Annotated in this window: 13 protein-coding genes; 7 read left to right on the top strand and 6 right to left on the bottom strand. The window is 60.1% G+C overall.

What is annotated here, in order from left to right:
- Positions 1-1,606, bottom strand: a 1,606-nt coding sequence (locus tag J1777_RS06055) for a DEAD/DEAH box helicase (RefSeq protein ID WP_242700419.1), incomplete at its 3' end; no start/stop codon positions are given.
- Positions 1,607-1,904: 298 nt separating this feature from the next.
- Here J1777_RS06055 and ettA point away from each other — a divergent pair.
- Complete coding sequence (ettA, locus tag J1777_RS06060; RefSeq protein ID WP_207574925.1) at positions 1,905-3,566, top strand: energy-dependent translational throttle protein EttA; 1,662 nt, start codon at positions 1,905-1,907, stop codon at positions 3,564-3,566.
- 147 nt (positions 3,567-3,713) lie between these two features.
- Positions 3,714-4,238 carry a DUF4124 domain-containing protein gene (locus J1777_RS06065; RefSeq protein ID WP_207574926.1) on the top strand — a complete coding sequence of 175 codons (525 nt, stop codon included), beginning with the start codon at positions 3,714-3,716 and terminating at the stop codon, positions 4,236-4,238.
- Here J1777_RS06065 and J1777_RS06070 read toward each other — a convergent pair.
- Complete coding sequence (locus J1777_RS06070; protein ID WP_341352940.1) at positions 4,202-5,194, bottom strand: SDR family oxidoreductase; 993 nt, start codon at positions 5,192-5,194, stop codon at positions 4,202-4,204. The genes J1777_RS06065 and J1777_RS06070 overlap by 37 nt on opposite strands.
- A 57-nt stretch (positions 5,195-5,251) precedes the next feature.
- On the opposite strand from J1777_RS06070, the gene J1777_RS06075 reads away from it, so the two are divergent.
- Together J1777_RS06075 and J1777_RS06080 are read left to right on the top strand one after the other, a co-directional pair.
- Positions 5,252-6,292: a CDP-6-deoxy-delta-3,4-glucoseen reductase gene (locus J1777_RS06075; protein WP_207574927.1), complete on the top strand. Its 1,041-nt coding sequence runs from the start codon at positions 5,252-5,254 to the stop codon at positions 6,290-6,292.
- Positions 6,293-6,402: 110 nt separating this feature from the next.
- On the top strand, positions 6,403-6,891 hold the full coding sequence (locus J1777_RS06080; protein ID WP_207574928.1) for a plasmid pRiA4b ORF-3 family protein: 489 nt from the start codon (positions 6,403-6,405) through the stop codon (positions 6,889-6,891).
- 113 nt (positions 6,892-7,004) lie between these two features.
- On the opposite strand, the gene J1777_RS06085 is transcribed toward J1777_RS06080, so the two are convergent.
- Positions 7,005-7,664 carry a 7-cyano-7-deazaguanine/7-aminomethyl-7-deazaguanine transporter gene (locus J1777_RS06085; protein ID WP_207574929.1) on the bottom strand — a complete coding sequence of 220 codons (660 nt, stop codon included), beginning with the start codon at positions 7,662-7,664 and terminating at the stop codon, positions 7,005-7,007.
- 88 nt (positions 7,665-7,752) lie between these two features.
- A complete protein-coding gene (gene ppsR / locus J1777_RS06090) occupies positions 7,753-8,586 on the bottom strand; it encodes a posphoenolpyruvate synthetase regulatory kinase/phosphorylase PpsR (protein ID WP_207574930.1) in 834 nt (277 codons plus the stop codon).
- Between the two features lie 183 nt (positions 8,587-8,769).
- Here ppsR and ppsA point away from each other — a divergent pair, with 183 nt between their 5' ends.
- From ppsA to J1777_RS06105, 3 genes are read left to right on the top strand one after another with little or no spacing between them, the layout of a single operon-like run.
- Positions 8,770-11,160: a phosphoenolpyruvate synthase gene (ppsA, locus tag J1777_RS06095; protein ID WP_207574931.1), complete on the top strand. Its 2,391-nt coding sequence runs from the start codon at positions 8,770-8,772 to the stop codon at positions 11,158-11,160.
- A gap of 20 nt (positions 11,161-11,180) precedes the next feature.
- On the top strand, positions 11,181-11,519 hold the full coding sequence (locus J1777_RS06100) for a DUF4212 domain-containing protein (protein WP_207574932.1): 339 nt from the start codon (positions 11,181-11,183) through the stop codon (positions 11,517-11,519).
- Positions 11,503-13,578: a VC_2705 family sodium/solute symporter gene (locus J1777_RS06105; protein WP_207574933.1), complete on the top strand. Its 2,076-nt coding sequence runs from the start codon at positions 11,503-11,505 to the stop codon at positions 13,576-13,578. Before J1777_RS06100 ends, J1777_RS06105 begins: the two co-directional genes overlap by 17 nt.
- An 8-nt stretch (positions 13,579-13,586) precedes the next feature.
- On the opposite strand, the gene J1777_RS06110 is transcribed toward J1777_RS06105, so the two are convergent.
- A complete protein-coding gene (locus J1777_RS06110; protein ID WP_207574934.1) occupies positions 13,587-14,597 on the bottom strand; it encodes an HD-GYP domain-containing protein in 1,011 nt (336 codons plus the stop codon).
- 49 nt (positions 14,598-14,646) lie between these two features.
- Positions 14,647-15,132, bottom strand: coding sequence for a YajQ family cyclic di-GMP-binding protein (locus J1777_RS06115; protein ID WP_207574935.1), 486 nt, complete (start codon positions 15,130-15,132; stop codon positions 14,647-14,649).
- Between the last annotated feature and the right edge of the window lie 41 nt (positions 15,133-15,173).

The following is a 15,173-nucleotide window of genomic DNA, read 5'->3' on the forward strand; positions in this document are numbered from 1 at the left end:
GGGCATCGGTGGGGGGCTGGAATTCAAACCGGCTGCTCGCGCCGCCTTCGTAATCCGGCCCTTCGCTGCGGGGGGGGCGGTTGTGGCTGCTGCTGGTGCTAGTGCGGGGAGGGCGGCTTTCTCGCATCGGTGCCAAGCCTTCGCCCGGGCGTGTGCTGCTGCGGCCTGGGCGCTGGCGCGAGCGGTTGTAGCCTTGGCCGCCACGGCGTGGGCCCGTGTCCCCTGGGGTGGCGCTGCCCTGGTCGGGGTGGCCTTCGCCACTGGCTTGGGCGGCGGCTTCGGCCACCGGTTTGCGGCCACCACGGCCACCGCCTCGGTTGGGTTGGGCGGTTTTAGTGCTGCGGATGCGCTCCATCATCTCTTGGCGCGCGGCTTTGGCCGCTGCCTGCATGACTTCCCGGCTGGGGGGCTTGCCAGCACCGCCCCAAATGGTTTGGCGGCCCATGGCGATGGGCTCGGCTTTTTCACCCTCTTCAGGGCCAAAGTCGGGCAGCACCTGCACGGGGATTTCTTGCTTGGTGAAGCGCTCGATTTCCATCATGAAACCTTCTTCGTCCAGGCACACCAAGCTGACGGCGTGGCCTTCGCGCCCCGCACGGCCCGTGCGGCCAATGCGGTGTACGTAGTCTTCTGGAACGTTCGGGATTTCGTAGTTCACGACGTGCGGCAGCTCGTCAATATCAATGCCGCGTGCTGCAATATCAGTAGCTACCAAAGCACGTAGCTCGCCAGTTTTAAAGCCTGCTAGCGCTTGAGTGCGCGCGCTTTGGCTTTTGTTGCCATGCAAAGCCATAGCGGTGACACCGTGCTTGGTCAGGTATTCAGCCACATGGTTGGCGCCAAATTTGGTGCGGGTAAAGACCAGCACTTGGCTCCAGTTGTGTTCTTGGATGATGTGCAGCAGGGCTTCTTTTTTCTTGCGGCGGCCAACGGGGTGGATGATCTGGGTGATGCGCTGCACGGTGGTGTTGCGCGGTGTCACTTGGATGCTTTGCGGGTTTTTCAGCAAGGTGCCCGCCAGCTCGCGGATGTCGTCGCTGAAGGTGGCCGAAAACAGCAGGCTTTGCTTGTCTTTGGGCACCAGGGCCAGGATTTTTTTCACATCGTGAATAAAACCCATGTCCAGCATGCGGTCAGCCTCATCGAGCACCAGCACTTCCACGTGGGACAAATCCAGCAGGCCTTGCTGCTGCAAATCGAGCAAGCGCCCCGGCGTGGCGACCAGGATGTCGATGCCTTTGCGGATACGGTCGATTTGTGGCTTCATGCCCACGCCGCCGAAGATGACGGTCGATTTGACGGGCAGATGTTGGGCGTAGGAGCGCAGGTTGTCCTCAATCTGCGCGGCCAATTCGCGCGTGGGGCTCAAGATCAGCGCACGGATGCCGCCAGCGGGTTTTTGCGTGCCGCCTTGGGTTAGGCGGTGCAGGATGGGCAGCGAAAACGCCGCCGTTTTCCCGGTGCCGGTTTGGGCACCAGCGAGCAAGTCGTGACCGGCCAAAACGGCGGGGATGGCTTGTTCTTGAATCGGGGTGGGGGTGGTGTAGCCCTGCTCGTGTACGGCTTGGACGATGGCCGGAGCCAAGTTCAGTTCTTCAAATGTCATTGTTGTGGCAATACGCCCATCCTGGGCGTTGGGGTTAGGTGCTTGTTTTCAAAATTTACTCACCTTGCAGGGCCGCCCCTTGCGGGCAGCCGGGCCAGTCTCTAGGTGAATGGGCTGACCTTGGTTTTAAAGACGGTCGCAGTGCGTGGGTAGGCGCTGGAAGGCTTCGCAAAAAGGCCAAAGTCCAGGGTAACTGGATCCCTGGGTAGCCGATATTGTCGCATGCGTTGATAATTGCGGGTTGGTTGCTGCAAAAAGACAGCACATTAATTGCAAAAATTTCTTATTTGAAAGACCCATGGCTCAATACGTTTTCTCGATGAATCACTTGACCAAGACGGTGCCGCCCAAGCGCCAGATCTTGAAAGATATCTCTTTGTCGTTCTTTCCCGGGGCCAAAATCGGTGTGCTGGGCCTGAATGGTTCGGGTAAATCTTCGCTCTTGAAGATCATGGCGGGCGTGGACAAGGAATTCGAGGGCGAAGCCATTCCCATGGCGGGGCTGTCGATTGGTTACCTGCCCCAAGAGCCCCAGCTCAACCCCGAGCACACGGTGCGCGAAGCGGTGGAAGAGGCCATGGCCGAGGTGAACAAGGCCAAGGCCCGCCTCGAAGAGGTGTATGCCGCGTATGCCGAAGAAGATGCCGACTTTGATGCCCTGGCGGCCGAGCAAGGCGAGTTGGAGGCCATCATTGCTGCCGCAGGCACAGACAGTGAGCACCAATTAGAGATTGCCGCCGATGCCTTGCGCCTGCCCCCTTGGGATGCGGTGGTGGGCAAACTCTCGGGCGGTGAAAAGCGCCGCGTGGCGCTGTGCAAGTTGCTGCTGTCCAAGCCCGATATGCTGCTGCTGGACGAGCCGACCAACCACTTGGACGCTGAATCGGTCGATTGGCTGGAGCAGTTCTTGCACCGCTTTACCGGCACCGTGGTGGCCATTACCCACGATCGCTATTTCCTGGATAACGCGGCTGAGTGGATTTTGGAGCTGGACCGTGGCCATGGCATTCCCTACAAGGGCAATTATTCCGACTGGCTGCTGCAAAAAGGCAACCGCCTGGAGCAAGAGCAAAAAGGGGAAGAGGCCCGCGCCAAAGCCTTGAAAAAAGAGCTGGAATGGGTGCGCCAAAATGCCAAAGGTCGCCAGACAAAATCCAAAGCCCGCATTGCCCGTTTTGAAGAGCTGAGCGATTACGAATACCAAAAACGCAATGAAACCCAGGAAATCTTTATTCCTGTGGCCGAGCGTTTGGGCAGCAAGGTGATCGAATTTAAAAACGTCTCCAAAGCCTTTGGCGACCGTTTGTTGATTGACAACCTGTCGATGAACGTGCCCGCTGGGGCCATCGTCGGCATCATCGGCCCCAACGGCGCGGGTAAATCCACGCTGTTCAAGCTGATTGCGGGCAAAGAGCAGCCCGATAGCGGCACGGTGGAAATCGGTCAAACCGTGCAACTGGCCTATGTGGACCAGTCGCGTGACAGTCTCTCGAACGATAAAACCGTGTGGGAAGATGTCTCGGGTGGCCTGGATATTTTGAACATCGGCAAATTCCAAATGGCCAGCCGCGCTTACTGCGGGCGCTTTAACTTCAGCGGTCAGGACCAGCAAAAGAAAGTTGGCAACCTCTCCGGCGGTGAGCGTGGTCGCCTGCACTTGGCGAAAACCTTGATTCAAGGCGGCAACGTGCTGCTGCTGGACGAGCCCTCCAACGACTTGGACGTGGAAACCCTGCGTGCCCTGGAGGATGCCCTGCTCGAATACGCCGGCACGGTGCTGGTTATCAGCCATGACCGCTGGTTTTTGGACCGCATCGCCACCCACATCCTGGCCGCCGAGGGCGACTCGCAATGGGTGTTCTTTGACGGCAACTACCAAGAGTACGAGGCCGACAAGAAACGCCGCCTGGGCGAAGAGGGCGCTGCGCCCAAGCGTTTCCGCTACAAGGCACTGAAATAAGTCAGTGACTTTAATTGCATAGCAAGAGGCGTACTGAGTACGCCTTTTTTTATTGAAAAACACCAAAAAATAGCAAAAATAAAGCGGTAGATGCTATTTATTATTCTCTTGTCAGTGCCGCTTGAACTGGGCACAGTTCTGGGCACTATGCGCTGCAAAATTTTTCTACCCCTGTTGTTGTTCACGGTTGTTACGGCCTTGCTGCCGGCGCAGGCCCAGGTGCAGCGCTGCACCGATGCCCGCACGGGCAAGGTGACGTACACCGACGGCAGTTGCAGCGCTGACCAGCGCAGCCAGGAGGTGGTGCCGGCCCTTTCACCGCAGGAAAAAGCCGCGCAAGAGCGCCAATACGAAGAGGCCCAAGCCCGCTGGCAGGTGGAGCAGGCCCGCACCCAGGCCCAGCGCCGATTAGAGGCGGAAAAAGCCGCAGCCCAAGCCGCCGCCGCAGCGGCGCGGCAGCCCCCGGTGCAAATCATTCAGCCGCCCGCCAATCCTGTTGCACCTGTGGTGGTGCCTTATCCGGTGTACCCCGGTTCGGTGGGGGCTTATCCCCCCCACCACCGCCCGCGGCCACCGCATGGCAGGCCCCCGCCGCCCGAGCCCGAAGTGCGCTGGCAGTGCAATGTGTTTCGGTGCTACGACGGCAAGGGCAATGTGCGGCCCCGGCCTTGATCGGCGGTCGGCCCAAGGCCTGCCGCCAAGCCTTGCAACACATCGGGCCAGCGCAAACGCATTCTGAGTTCTGTTTTTAAACGGCGATTGGAGAGGCGGCGCGATTCGCTCATAAAGCTCAAGCTCAGGGGCGAGAGCTGCTCTTGCGCCTGGCTGCGCGAGATGCGCGGTGGGCGCGGCAGGCCGTACACATCGGCCGCCTGCTCAAAATAATCGCCCATGCGCAGCTGGCGGTCGTCGCACACGTTCATGGCCCGCAAGGGCCGAGCGCGAAACAGGGCCAGCAGGCAGGCCAGGGCCAAATCGTCGGCATGAATATGGTTGGTAAACACATCGTCGGCCGCGGCCAAGATGGGCAGGTTGTTGCGCAACCGCTCTTGGGGCGTGCCATGGGGACGATTGGGCGCATAAATGCCGGGGGCCCGCAAAACGCTCAGGCGCACGCGCCGGTGTTTCGCCCAGCGCTGCAATTGCGTTTCCGCATCCACACGCCGCTGGGCGCGGGCGGTGCTGGGGGCCACGGGGCGGGTTTCATCCACCCAAGCGCCGGCGCAATCGCCATACACCCCGGTGGTCGAGACATAGGCCAGCGCCTGGGGCGCTGAAGTTTGGCTCAGCGTCTGCAGCAGGGCGCGGGTGCGGGTGTCGTGCGGGCCGTGGCCCGGTGGCGGGGCCAGGTGCAGCACATAAGGGGCCAAACCGGCCAGGCGGCGCAGGCTGGCCGGGGCATCCAAGTTGCCCAACAAGGGGGTGATGCCCTGGGCTTGCAGCACGGCCTGGCTCTGTGGGTTGGAAGTTAGCGCCAGCACCCGCACCCCGCGATCGAGCAGCATGCGGGCGCAGCGCTGGCCCACATCGCCACACCCGACAATGAAGACGCGCAGGCGGCGAAATGGGGCCAGCGGCTGGGGGCGGATGCGTGGCGGGCGGGGGTATGGTTTTGCGTTTGTGGGCACAATCCGGCCTTTCCTGGCGCGGGGCCAGTGCTGAAAATAAGGAAGGATAGCCAAGATATGAGCGCAGACAACGCTTGCCAAGTCACCATCCAGCCCAGTGGCCGCAGTTTTATGGTGCGCGAAGGCCAAACCATTTTGGCCGCTGCCATCGAGGCCGGGGTGGGCCTGCCCTATGGCTGCAAGGACGGGGCCTGCGGCTCGTGCAAGTGCCAAAAATTGAGCGGCAGCACCACGCATGGCAGCCATTCGGCCCATGCCTTGAGCGAGGAAGAGGCGCGCCACGATGTGATCTTGACCTGTCGTGCCACCGCCCACAGCGATGTGGTGCTGGAGTCGCGCCAAGTGAGCTTGGAAGGCTTGCCGCCCATCAAGAAAATGCCCGTGCGGGTGCGCAGCCTTGCGCGTTTGAGCCCCGATGTCATGCAAGTGCAGCTGCAGCTGCCGGCCACCGAAAAATTTGTGTACTTTGCCGGGCAATACATTGAGTTTTTATTGCGCGACGGCACCCGCCGGGCGTATTCCATGGCCAACGCACCGCACACCCAGGCCGACAACCCCGGCATGGAGCTGCACATTCGCCACATGCCCGGTGGCGTGTTCACCGACCAGGTGTTTGGCGGGATGAAGGAAAAGGACATCCTGCGCGTCGAAGGCCCGTTTGGCAGCTTTTTCTTGCAGCCTAACAGCCAAAAGCCCTTGATTTTTATCGCCTCTGGCACCGGTTTTGCCCCCATTCAAGCCATCTTGCAGCACTTGGAATACCTGGGCAGCCGCCGCCCGGTGATGCTGTATTGGGGGGGACGACGCCCGCACGATATTTACCGGGCCGACTGGATTCAGGCGCATCGCCTGCCGGGGGGCTTGAACTTTGTGCCCGTGGTTTCGGATGCGTTGCCTGAGGACGATTGGCAGGGCCGCACAGGGTGGGTACACCAAGCCGTGCTGGATGATTTTGCGGATCTGGCCCCTTTCGAGGTGTACGCCTGCGGTGCCCCGGCGATGGTCGAGGCGGCGCGACACAGCTTTATCGCGACCCGCAATCTGCCTGCCGAAGCATTTTTTGCCGATGCCTTTACCAGCGCTGCCGATTCAGCGTAATTGGCCGCCGCCATACCCACCCGGGAGGCGGACTTTCTTGCCCACGCCCCAGCAGCGTGGGCGTGGCTGCTCTTAAATGGCGGTTTTTTTGACCTTGAAGGAGTGTTTTCATGCCGCCGTCTGTGTCCCGTTGTGCTTACCAGTTGCATGTGCAGTTGCAAGGCACAACCCCTGCCGTCTGGCGGCGCTTGGTCGTGGCAGAGCGCACTTCTTTGGCGCAACTGCACCGCATCGTGCAAACCGTTTTGGGCTGGCACCAGCCCCAGCCGTATTGCTTTGAAATTGCGGGCCAGCGCTACGGCCAGCCCAACCCGGATGACCCCAACGACCCCACCATGGATGCCCGCCGCTACACCCTGGGGCAATTGCAGCAGCATGGCCCCGTGCCCATGGCGCACAGTGTTGGCGGTGGCGAGGGCGTTGCACTGCTGCGCATTCGGGTGGAGGCGGTGCAACCGCTGACGGCATTGCTTGTCATCCCCGATTGCCTGGATGGCCGCCACCAGCCCGATGGCAGCGCGTTTGATATAGCCGCAGCCCGTTTGCGCGTGCAGGCTTTGCAGGCCCAGCCGCAAAAAGCGGGTGAATGCCTGATTTAAAAATAAAAGCTGTTTGCGCTTAATTTAAAACGTTTTCAAGGCAATTTTGCTTTGAATCGCTTATTAAATCAGCGCAAACAGCTATTGTTTTTATGAGGTGGTGTGCAGCCGCTTTAGCGGGCCGCAGCCACCAACCGCTGGCGCGGCAGCAGTTTGAGCAAGGTTTTGAGCAAGGCACCGTACAGCGGCACAAACACCGCCAGGCTCACCAGCAGCTTGATCACGTAATCGACCAGGGCAATCTCCATCCAGTTGGCCGCCATAAACGGGTTGGAGCTGCGCCAGAACGCCACGCTGAAAAACATCAGCGTATCGGCCGCCTGACCAACAATGCCCGAGGCGGCCGGCGCAATCCACCACTGGGGCCATTGGCGCAGGCGGTCAAACACCTGAATATCGAGCAGCTGCCCCAGCACATAAGCCATAAAGCTGGCCAAGGAAATGCGGAACACAAAGGCGTTGAAGGTGGCCAAGCTCTCCCAGCCGGCAAACGCGCCATCGTGAAACAGCACCGAGACGATGTAGGAGGCGACCAGTGCGGGCAGCATGACCCGGGCAATGACGATTCTGGCGGCCGGTTTGCCAATCAGGCGCACCGTTAAATCGGTGGCCAAAAAGATAAACGGAAAGCTGAATGCGCCCCACGTGGTATGCCAGCCCCATAGGGTAATGGGCAGTTGCACCAGGTAGTTGCTGGCAATGATGAGGGTGATGTGAAAGGCGATCAGGGCCACGAGCGCGTTGCGCTGGGCCGTTGCCGGGAGCTCAAACATAAAAGTCCTTTTTGGGCAAAGCAAGCATGGGGGTGAGGGAACCCATGGCACCGGCCCCCGATGGGCCCGTGCGAAGAGGGGCGCAAGTTTAACCGTGCAAATTCACCCCCAGGCGCTGGGGCAGCACTTGCTGCAGCACGGTGGTGGAGATCTCTTCAATCGATTTGTGCGTGCTCGAGAGCCACTGCACCCCGGCGCGGCGCATCATGGCCTCGGCCTCGGCCACCTCGTGGCGGCAATTTTGCAAGCTGGCGTAGCGCGAATTGGGGCGGCGCTCGTTGCGAATATCGGACAGGCGCTGGGGGTCAATCGTTAGGCCAAACAGCTTTTTACGGATCGGCTCCAGCGCCGGGGGCAGCTGCTTGCGATCAAAATCTTCAGGAATCAGCGGGTAGTTGGCCACTTTTAGGCCAAATTGCATCGCCAGGTACAGGCTGGTGGGGGTCTTGCCCGAGCGGCTCACGCCAATCAGCACCACATCGGCACCCGACAGGTCGGCGTGTGTCTGCCCATCGTCGTGCGCCAGGGTGTAGTTGATGGCCTCCATGCGGTTGAGGTATTCCTTGCTCTGGCTGATATCGCTAAAGCGCCCGACGCGGTGCTGGCTTTTCAGGCCCAGCTCATCTTCCAGCGGCTGCACAAAGGTGCCAAACATGTCCATGAGCAAACCCTTGCAGTGCTGGGTGATCACGGCCACCACGTCTGGATTGACCAGGGTGCTGAAAACGATGGGGTTTTTTCCCTCCACTTCACCACTGTGATTGATTTGGCGCACCGCTTGGTGGGCTTTATCGACGGTATCGACAAAGGGAATGCGCACGATGCGGGGGGTGATATCAAATTGCGCCATCAACGCGGTGCCAAAGGTCTCGGCGGTGATGCCCGTGCCGTCCGAAATCACAAAAACCGTGCGTGTATGCATACACTTGCCTCTCCAGTGGGGTCAGAAACTGCCGGATTTGGCCATTGTTTTGGCTGCCCGGCCCTACAATCGCCGATTATTTGTCAGATTCCTGCCTCTGCCCGATGAAGTCCCACAACGAAAACCAAGCAAAGTGACTTGCACCGCGCAGACGCTGCCGATTTTTTAACTTTGGAGTTTGTTATGTCTGAACGCTTTGCTGCGAATGCTCTGGTCGTGCCCTTTGAGCAACTGCGCATGGAGGATGTGGAGGTTGTTGGCGGTAAAAACGCCTCGCTGGGCGAGATGATCTCGCAGCTGCCCCAGGGCGTGCGCGTGCCCACCGGCTTTGCCACCACGGCCCACGCTTTTCGCCAATTTCTGGCGTTTGAAGGTCTGGCCGAGAAAATCTCCGCCAAATTAAAAGCCTTGGACGTGGACGATGTGCGCGCTTTGGCGCAAGTGGGTGCCGAAATCCGCGCCATGGTCGAAGCCCAGCCCTTCCCCGCCGATCTGGAAAAAGCCATTCGCGAGGCTTTTGACACCCTGCAAGGCGGCAACAGCGCCGCTTCGTTTGCGGTGCGCTCTTCGGCCACGGCCGAAGACCTGCCCGACGCTTCGTTTGCCGGTCAGCAAGAAACCTTCTTGAACGTGGTGGGCATCGAAGATGTGCTGCACAAAATGAAAGAAGTGTTCGCTTCGCTCTACAACGACCGTGCCATCTCTTACCGCGTCCACAAAGGCTTTGAGCACGACGTGGTGGCCCTGTCCGCTGGTGTGCAGCGCATGGTGCGCTCTGACCTGGGCGCCGCCGGTGTGATGTTCACCATCGACACCGAATCGGGCTTTGAAGACGTGGTGTTCATCACCTCCAGCTACGGCCTGGGCGAAACCGTGGTGCAAGGCGCTGTGAACCCGGACGAGTTCTACGTCCACAAGCCCATGCTCAAGGCCGGCAAACAGGCGCTGATTCGCCGCAACCTGGGCAGCAAACTGATCCAGATGGTGTTTGCCAGCCCTGAAGAAAAAGCTGCCAGCGGCAAGCTGGTGAAAACTTGCGATGTGGCTCCTGAGCTGCGCAATCGCTATTCGCTCTCCGACGCCGACGTGCAGCAACTGGCCCAGTACGCCCTGGTGATCGAGCAGCACTATGGCCGCCCGATGGACATCGAGTGGGGCAAGGACGGCACCGACGGCCAGCTCTACATCCTGCAAGCGCGTCCCGAAACCGTGAAAAGCCAGTCCAAAGGCCAGGCCGAGCTGCGCTACAAGCTCAAAGGCACCGGCAATGTGCTGGTCGAAGGCCGCGCCATTGGCCAGAAGATCGGTACCGGCACTGTGCGCCTGGTGTCCGACATTTCGCAAATGGACCAGGTGCAAGCCGGCGACGTACTGGTCACCGACATGACCGACCCCAATTGGGAGCCGGTGATGAAAAAAGCCGCAGCGATTGTCACCAACCGTGGTGGCCGTACCTGCCACGCCGCCATCATCGCGCGTGAATTGGGCATTCCGGCCGTGGTGGGTTGCGGCGATGCCACGGCACGCTTGAAAGACGGCACCTTGGTGACCGTGTCTTGCGCCGAGGGCGATACCGGCAAGATCTACGACGGCCTGATCGAAACCGAAGTGACCGAAGTGCAGCGCGGTGCCATGCCCGAGATTGCCACCAAGATCATGATGAACGTGGGCAACCCCCAGCTGGCTTTTGACTTTGCCCAACTGCCCAATGGCGGTGTGGGGCTGGCGCGTTTGGAATTCATCATCAACAACAACATCGGCGTGCACCCCAAGGCCATCCTGGACTACCCCGCCGTAGATGCTGACCTGAAGAAAGCTGTGGAATCCGTGGCCCGTGGCCATGCTTCGCCGCGTGCCTTCTACGTCGATAAAGTGGCGGAAGGCGTGGCCACTATTGCCGCAGCGTTCTGGCCCAAGCCCGTCATCGTGCGCATGTCGGACTTCAAGTCCAACGAATACCGCAAGCTGATCGGCGGCAGCCGCTACGAGCCGGAAGAAGAAAACCCGATGCTCGGCTTCCGTGGTGCAGCGCGTTACATCTCGGAAGACTTCGGCGAAGCCTTCAAGATGGAATGCGAAGCCCTGCGCCGCGTGCGCGAAGACATGGGTCTGACCAACGTTGAGATCATGATCCCCTTCGTGCGCACCTTGAAGCAGGCCGAGCGCGTGACCGAGCTGCTGGCCGACAACGGTTTGAAGCGCGGCGAAAACGGACTGAAGCTGATCATGATGTGCGAAGTGCCCTCCAACGCCATCCTGGCCGAAGAGTTCCTAGAGTTCTTTGATGGCTTCTCGATTGGCTCCAACGATTTGACCCAGCTGACCCTGGGCTTGGACCGTGACTCAGGCTTGGAGCTGCTGGCCAAAGACTTTGACGAGCGCGATCCGGCCGTTAAGAAAATGCTCGAACGCGCCATCGATGCCTGCTTGGCCAAGGGCAAATACGTGGGTATTTGCGGTCAAGGCCCTTCTGACCATCCCGACTTTGCCAAATGGTTGGCCGACAAGGGCATTGTCTCGATCTCGCTGAACCCCGATACCGTGATCGAAACCTGGCAAAACCTGGCCAAGTAAGGCCGACTGCGCAGCCCGCCATGCCCGAGCAAGTTTCTGCCCAGCATGACGAGGCGGCCGCTGTGGCAGTCGAGGTTTTCCCCCCCGACTTGCACGACACCCACCACCTTTGGCTCAAAGCATCGTTGCTGACAGTCTGGGTGGTGGTCACGTTTGGGGGGGCGTATTTTGCCCGTGTCCTGCAAAAAGGAGGGGGGCAATGGGGCTATTGGATGGCAGCCCAAGGCTCGGTGTTGGTCTTTTTGGCCATTGTGGTGTTCTACTCGTGGGCCATGGCACGGTTTGAGCGGCGTGATGCCCAAGCGACCGATCCTGGCCCACCCCCTTTGGAAGATGGGGCTGATGACACAGCCCTCTGATCGCCCCGGTATCCATGCCCTGCATGCCCGCGCGTATTCTTCGCGCTGGCACCGTTTTGTGGGGCTGTACGTTGTCGGCGTGCTGGTGTTTTTGGGCTGTATGGGCTGGGCGGAGCACCTGGGCCTGTCGCGGTTGTGGATTGGCCCGATCTTTTTGTTCGTCACGGTGATGGTGTATGCGCTGATCGGTATTTCGGGGCGCACGGGCAGTCCCGAGGAATACTACGTCGCTGGGCGGCGCATTCCCCCCATTTACAACGGTATGGCCGCGGCAGCCGACTGGATGAGTGCGGCTTCCTTTATCAGCTTGGCTGGGGCCTTGTACCTGCAAGGGTATGGCGGCACACCTGAAAACCCGGGGGGGCTGGCCTATGTGCTGGGCTGGACGGGGGGCTTTGTGCTGGTGGCCTTGCTGGTTGCGCCGCATTTGCGGGCCATGCGCCTGTACACCTTGCCAGACTTTTTTCAGCAGCGCTTTGGGGGCAGCTGGCCGCGCATCATTGCGGCCTTGTCTGCGGTGCTGTGCTCATTCACCTATGTGGTGGCGCAAATTTATGGGGTAGGGCTGATTGCTTCGCGCTTGACCGGGGTGCAGTTTGAAATTGGCATCATGCTGGGTTTGGGCGGCGTGCTGGTGTGCTCCTTCCTGGGGGGGATGAAGGCCATCACCTGGACCCAGGTGTCGCAATACATTGTGGTGTTGCTGGCTTTTCTGGCACCGATGTCGTGGCTGGCGTACAAGCAATTGGGCAACCCGGTGGCCGCTGTGGCCTACGACAGCCATTTGCAAGCCATTGCCGATATGGAAACGCGGCTGCTGGCGGCCCCTGAAGAGCTGCAAGTGCGCCAGGAGTTTGAGCGCCGCGCCCAGGTGCTGGAATACAAATTGAGCAATGTGGCGCAAAACTTGGAGCAAGAGCGCCAGCTGCTGCAAGAGCGGGTGCGGTATCTGCGCTCTATTCACAGCGATATGGCATCGATTGTGCAGGCCAATCGCGAGCTGGTGAACCTGCCGCGCACCCCCGAAGAGGCCAAAATCCTGTGGCAGGAGCAAATGCACGAATACCGCCAGCGCTCCCAGCCCTTGAATGGGGTGCCCCGCCATACCCTGCCCTTTGCCGGTGATCCTGAAGGCTCGCCGCAGGAGCAAGCCCTGTTTGATAAATCCCGGCGCAACTTTTTGGCTTTAATGTTTTGCCTGATGCTGGGCACGGCAGGGCTGCCCCACCTGCTGACGCGCTACTACACCGCGCCCTCGGTGGCCGGGGCGCGCTCCTCGGTAGCGTGGTCGCTGTTTTTTATTGCGCTGTTGTACCTCAGTGCGCCGGCCTTGGCCGCCTTGGTGAAGTACGAGGTGATGCACAAATTGGTCGGTGTGCGCTTTGATGAGCTGCCCACCTGGATTGCCCAATGGTCACGGGTGGATAGCTCGTTGCTGGCCGTCGAAGATGTGAATGGCGATGGCCGCTTGCAGTGGGGCGAAATTCGCCTGGGGGCGGACCTCATCATGCTGGCCACCCCAGAAATTGCCGGGCTGCCCTACGTGATGTCGGGGTTGGTGGCGGCCGGTGGTCTGGCGGCGGCGCTGTCCACGGCCGATGGTTTGCTGCTGACGATCAGCAATGCCTTGGTGCGCGATTTGTACTTTCAAGCCCGCCCGCACCAGGCCAGTACCGAGCAGCGGGTGATTGTCTCAAAGTTTGTACTTATGGCCGTAGCGTTGGCGGCCGCTTTTGTGGCAAGTCGTCGCTCTTCTGATATTTTGCCTATGGTTGCAGCTTCATTTTCGATAGCTGCTTCCGCCTTTGTGCCGGTGATGGTGCTGGGCATTTTTTGGCGTGGCACCAACCGCATGGGTGCGGTGGCCGGCATGCTCAGTGGGCTGGGGGTGACGCTGTACTACATGCTCTCCCATACGGCACTGGCGCAGGCGCTGTTCCCGAAAGCCTGGCTGGCCAATGGGATGTGGTGGGACATCCAGCCGGTGTCGGCCGCCGTGTTTGGCGTGCCGGTGGGTTTGGTGGTGGCGATAGTGGTCAGCTACTGGAAAAAACCCTAGCAACCCGCTTAGGCTTGCCCAGGCGTTTGCGTAATTTGCTGGAAGGTGGGCGTGCTGTTGGTCATCAAGGCCCCCAAGTGCAACAAGCTTTGGGTGTCCAAAAAGGGGCGCACTTCTGAGGAGGACAGGCTGTGCGTAATGCGCAGCTGCGGCTCTTGGGTGAGCAACAGAATTTGCGGCTGGGCAAACGGCAGTTTGCGCGCATCCAGCAGCTTGGCAATTTGCGGCTGGTGCGGCTGCTGGGTTCTGCGCAGCACCACGGCGGTGGTTTCATCGTTGAGCGCAATGAACACCCCGGGCGGGTACATGCCCACGCTGTGCAGCAAGGCATCCCCGGCTTTTTGATAGAGCTGCGAGGAGGGGCCGGTGATCACATGCACCGATTCGGCCACGCTGCGGCCGGCCCGGCTGCGGCGGGGGCTGATCATGGCGGCATAGCGATCCACCGTGGCCAGCAGGCGGGCCAAACGTTCAGCCGCTTGCTGCTGCAGCAATGGCAGCTGTGGCGGGATGTTGATATGGTGCAGCGTCACCACGTCCAGCCACAATCCATTGGTGATTTGCATGCGCTCCAGCAAGCGCCGCCCTTCCACCGGATGCATGCGAATGGCTTCTTGCTGGGCAGCGCTGGGGCGCTCGCGCTGCAAGGCCAGCTGGTCTTGCAGCTGGGTCATGCCGATGTTCATGGTCAGGGCGGCGCGGACCAAGGCATCGCGCTCTTGCGGTGGCAAATGGTAGGTGTCGGCCAAAATGTGGCTCAGTGTTGCGCATACCAGTGCATGGGCCGCGCTGTAGCCCGTGTGCGAGCTGGAGGCCAGCTGGTACATCAGGTACAAGCCCGCATCGCGGTCATGCGCCAAGAGCTCTTGCAGCCACGCATCAAGTTGCAGAACTTTGGCTTCAAAATTACCCACCTGCGCCGGATGCGTCAGCACCAAAGCCAAGGCCGCCTCTAAATCGGCCCACAAGCCTTGCAGGTCTTCGTAGGTGTCGTAGTCCATGGCAGCGTATCGGCGCAAGTGCGGCGCAATCAAGAAGGGCAGGCAGGTGCTGGGGCGGTTGCAGGTGTTAATCGCGGAAGTTGTTGAACGACAGCGGGTGGTCAGGCAGCTCTTTGCGGATCAGCGCCATCGCCGCTTGCAGGTCATCGCGCTTGGCACCAGTGATGCGCACGGCATCGCCCTGGATGGCCGCTTGCACCTTCATCTTGCTCTCTTTAATGAGTTTTTGAATTTTTTTGGCCAGTTCTGATTCAATGCCGTTTTTGATTTTTACCACCTGCTTGACCTTATCGCCGCCGATTTTTTGCGATGGCTGCACGTCCATGAAGCGCACATCCACGTTGCGCTTGGTCAGTTTGTTGCGCAGGATGTCCTCGACCTGCTGGAGCTGAAAATCGGCATCGCCAAACAGGGTGATCTCTTTGTCCTTGAGCTCCAGGCCCGCTGAGCTGCCTTTGAAGTCAAAGCGGGTGCCAATTTCTTTGGCAGAGTTGTCCACGGCGTTTTTGACTTCGACAAAATCAGCTTCCAAGACGGTATCAAATGAAGGCATAGCAGTTCTCTTTCTCTCTTCTCAAACAGGGCGCACCCACC

The organism is Comamonas denitrificans (assembly GCF_017368815.1).
GTDB lineage: Bacteria > Pseudomonadota > Gammaproteobacteria > Burkholderiales > Burkholderiaceae_C > Comamonas > Comamonas denitrificans.

Bases quoted from the DNA above. Each gene is read 5' to 3' on its own strand.
- J1777_RS06085 (WP_207574929.1), bottom strand. From the start codon at position 7,664: ATGTTTGAGCTCCCGGCAACGGCCCAGCGCAACGCGCTCGTGGCCCTG.
- J1777_RS06065 (WP_207574926.1), top strand. From the start codon at position 3,714: ATGCGCTGCAAAATTTTTCTACCCCTGTTGTTGTTCACGGTTGTTACG.
- ppsR (WP_207574930.1), bottom strand. From the start codon at position 8,586: ATGCATACACGCACGGTTTTTGTGATTTCGGACGGCACGGGCATCACC.
- J1777_RS06075 (WP_207574927.1), top strand. From the start codon at position 5,252: ATGAGCGCAGACAACGCTTGCCAAGTCACCATCCAGCCCAGTGGCCGC.
- J1777_RS06115 (WP_207574935.1), bottom strand. From the start codon at position 15,132: ATGCCTTCATTTGATACCGTCTTGGAAGCTGATTTTGTCGAAGTCAAA.
- ppsA (WP_207574931.1), top strand. From the start codon at position 8,770: ATGTCTGAACGCTTTGCTGCGAATGCTCTGGTCGTGCCCTTTGAGCAA.
- J1777_RS06105 (WP_207574933.1), top strand. From the start codon at position 11,503: ATGACACAGCCCTCTGATCGCCCCGGTATCCATGCCCTGCATGCCCGC.
- ettA (WP_207574925.1), top strand. From the start codon at position 1,905: ATGGCTCAATACGTTTTCTCGATGAATCACTTGACCAAGACGGTGCCG.
- J1777_RS06080 (WP_207574928.1), top strand. From the start codon at position 6,403: ATGCCGCCGTCTGTGTCCCGTTGTGCTTACCAGTTGCATGTGCAGTTG.
- J1777_RS06100 (WP_207574932.1), top strand. From the start codon at position 11,181: ATGCCCGAGCAAGTTTCTGCCCAGCATGACGAGGCGGCCGCTGTGGCA.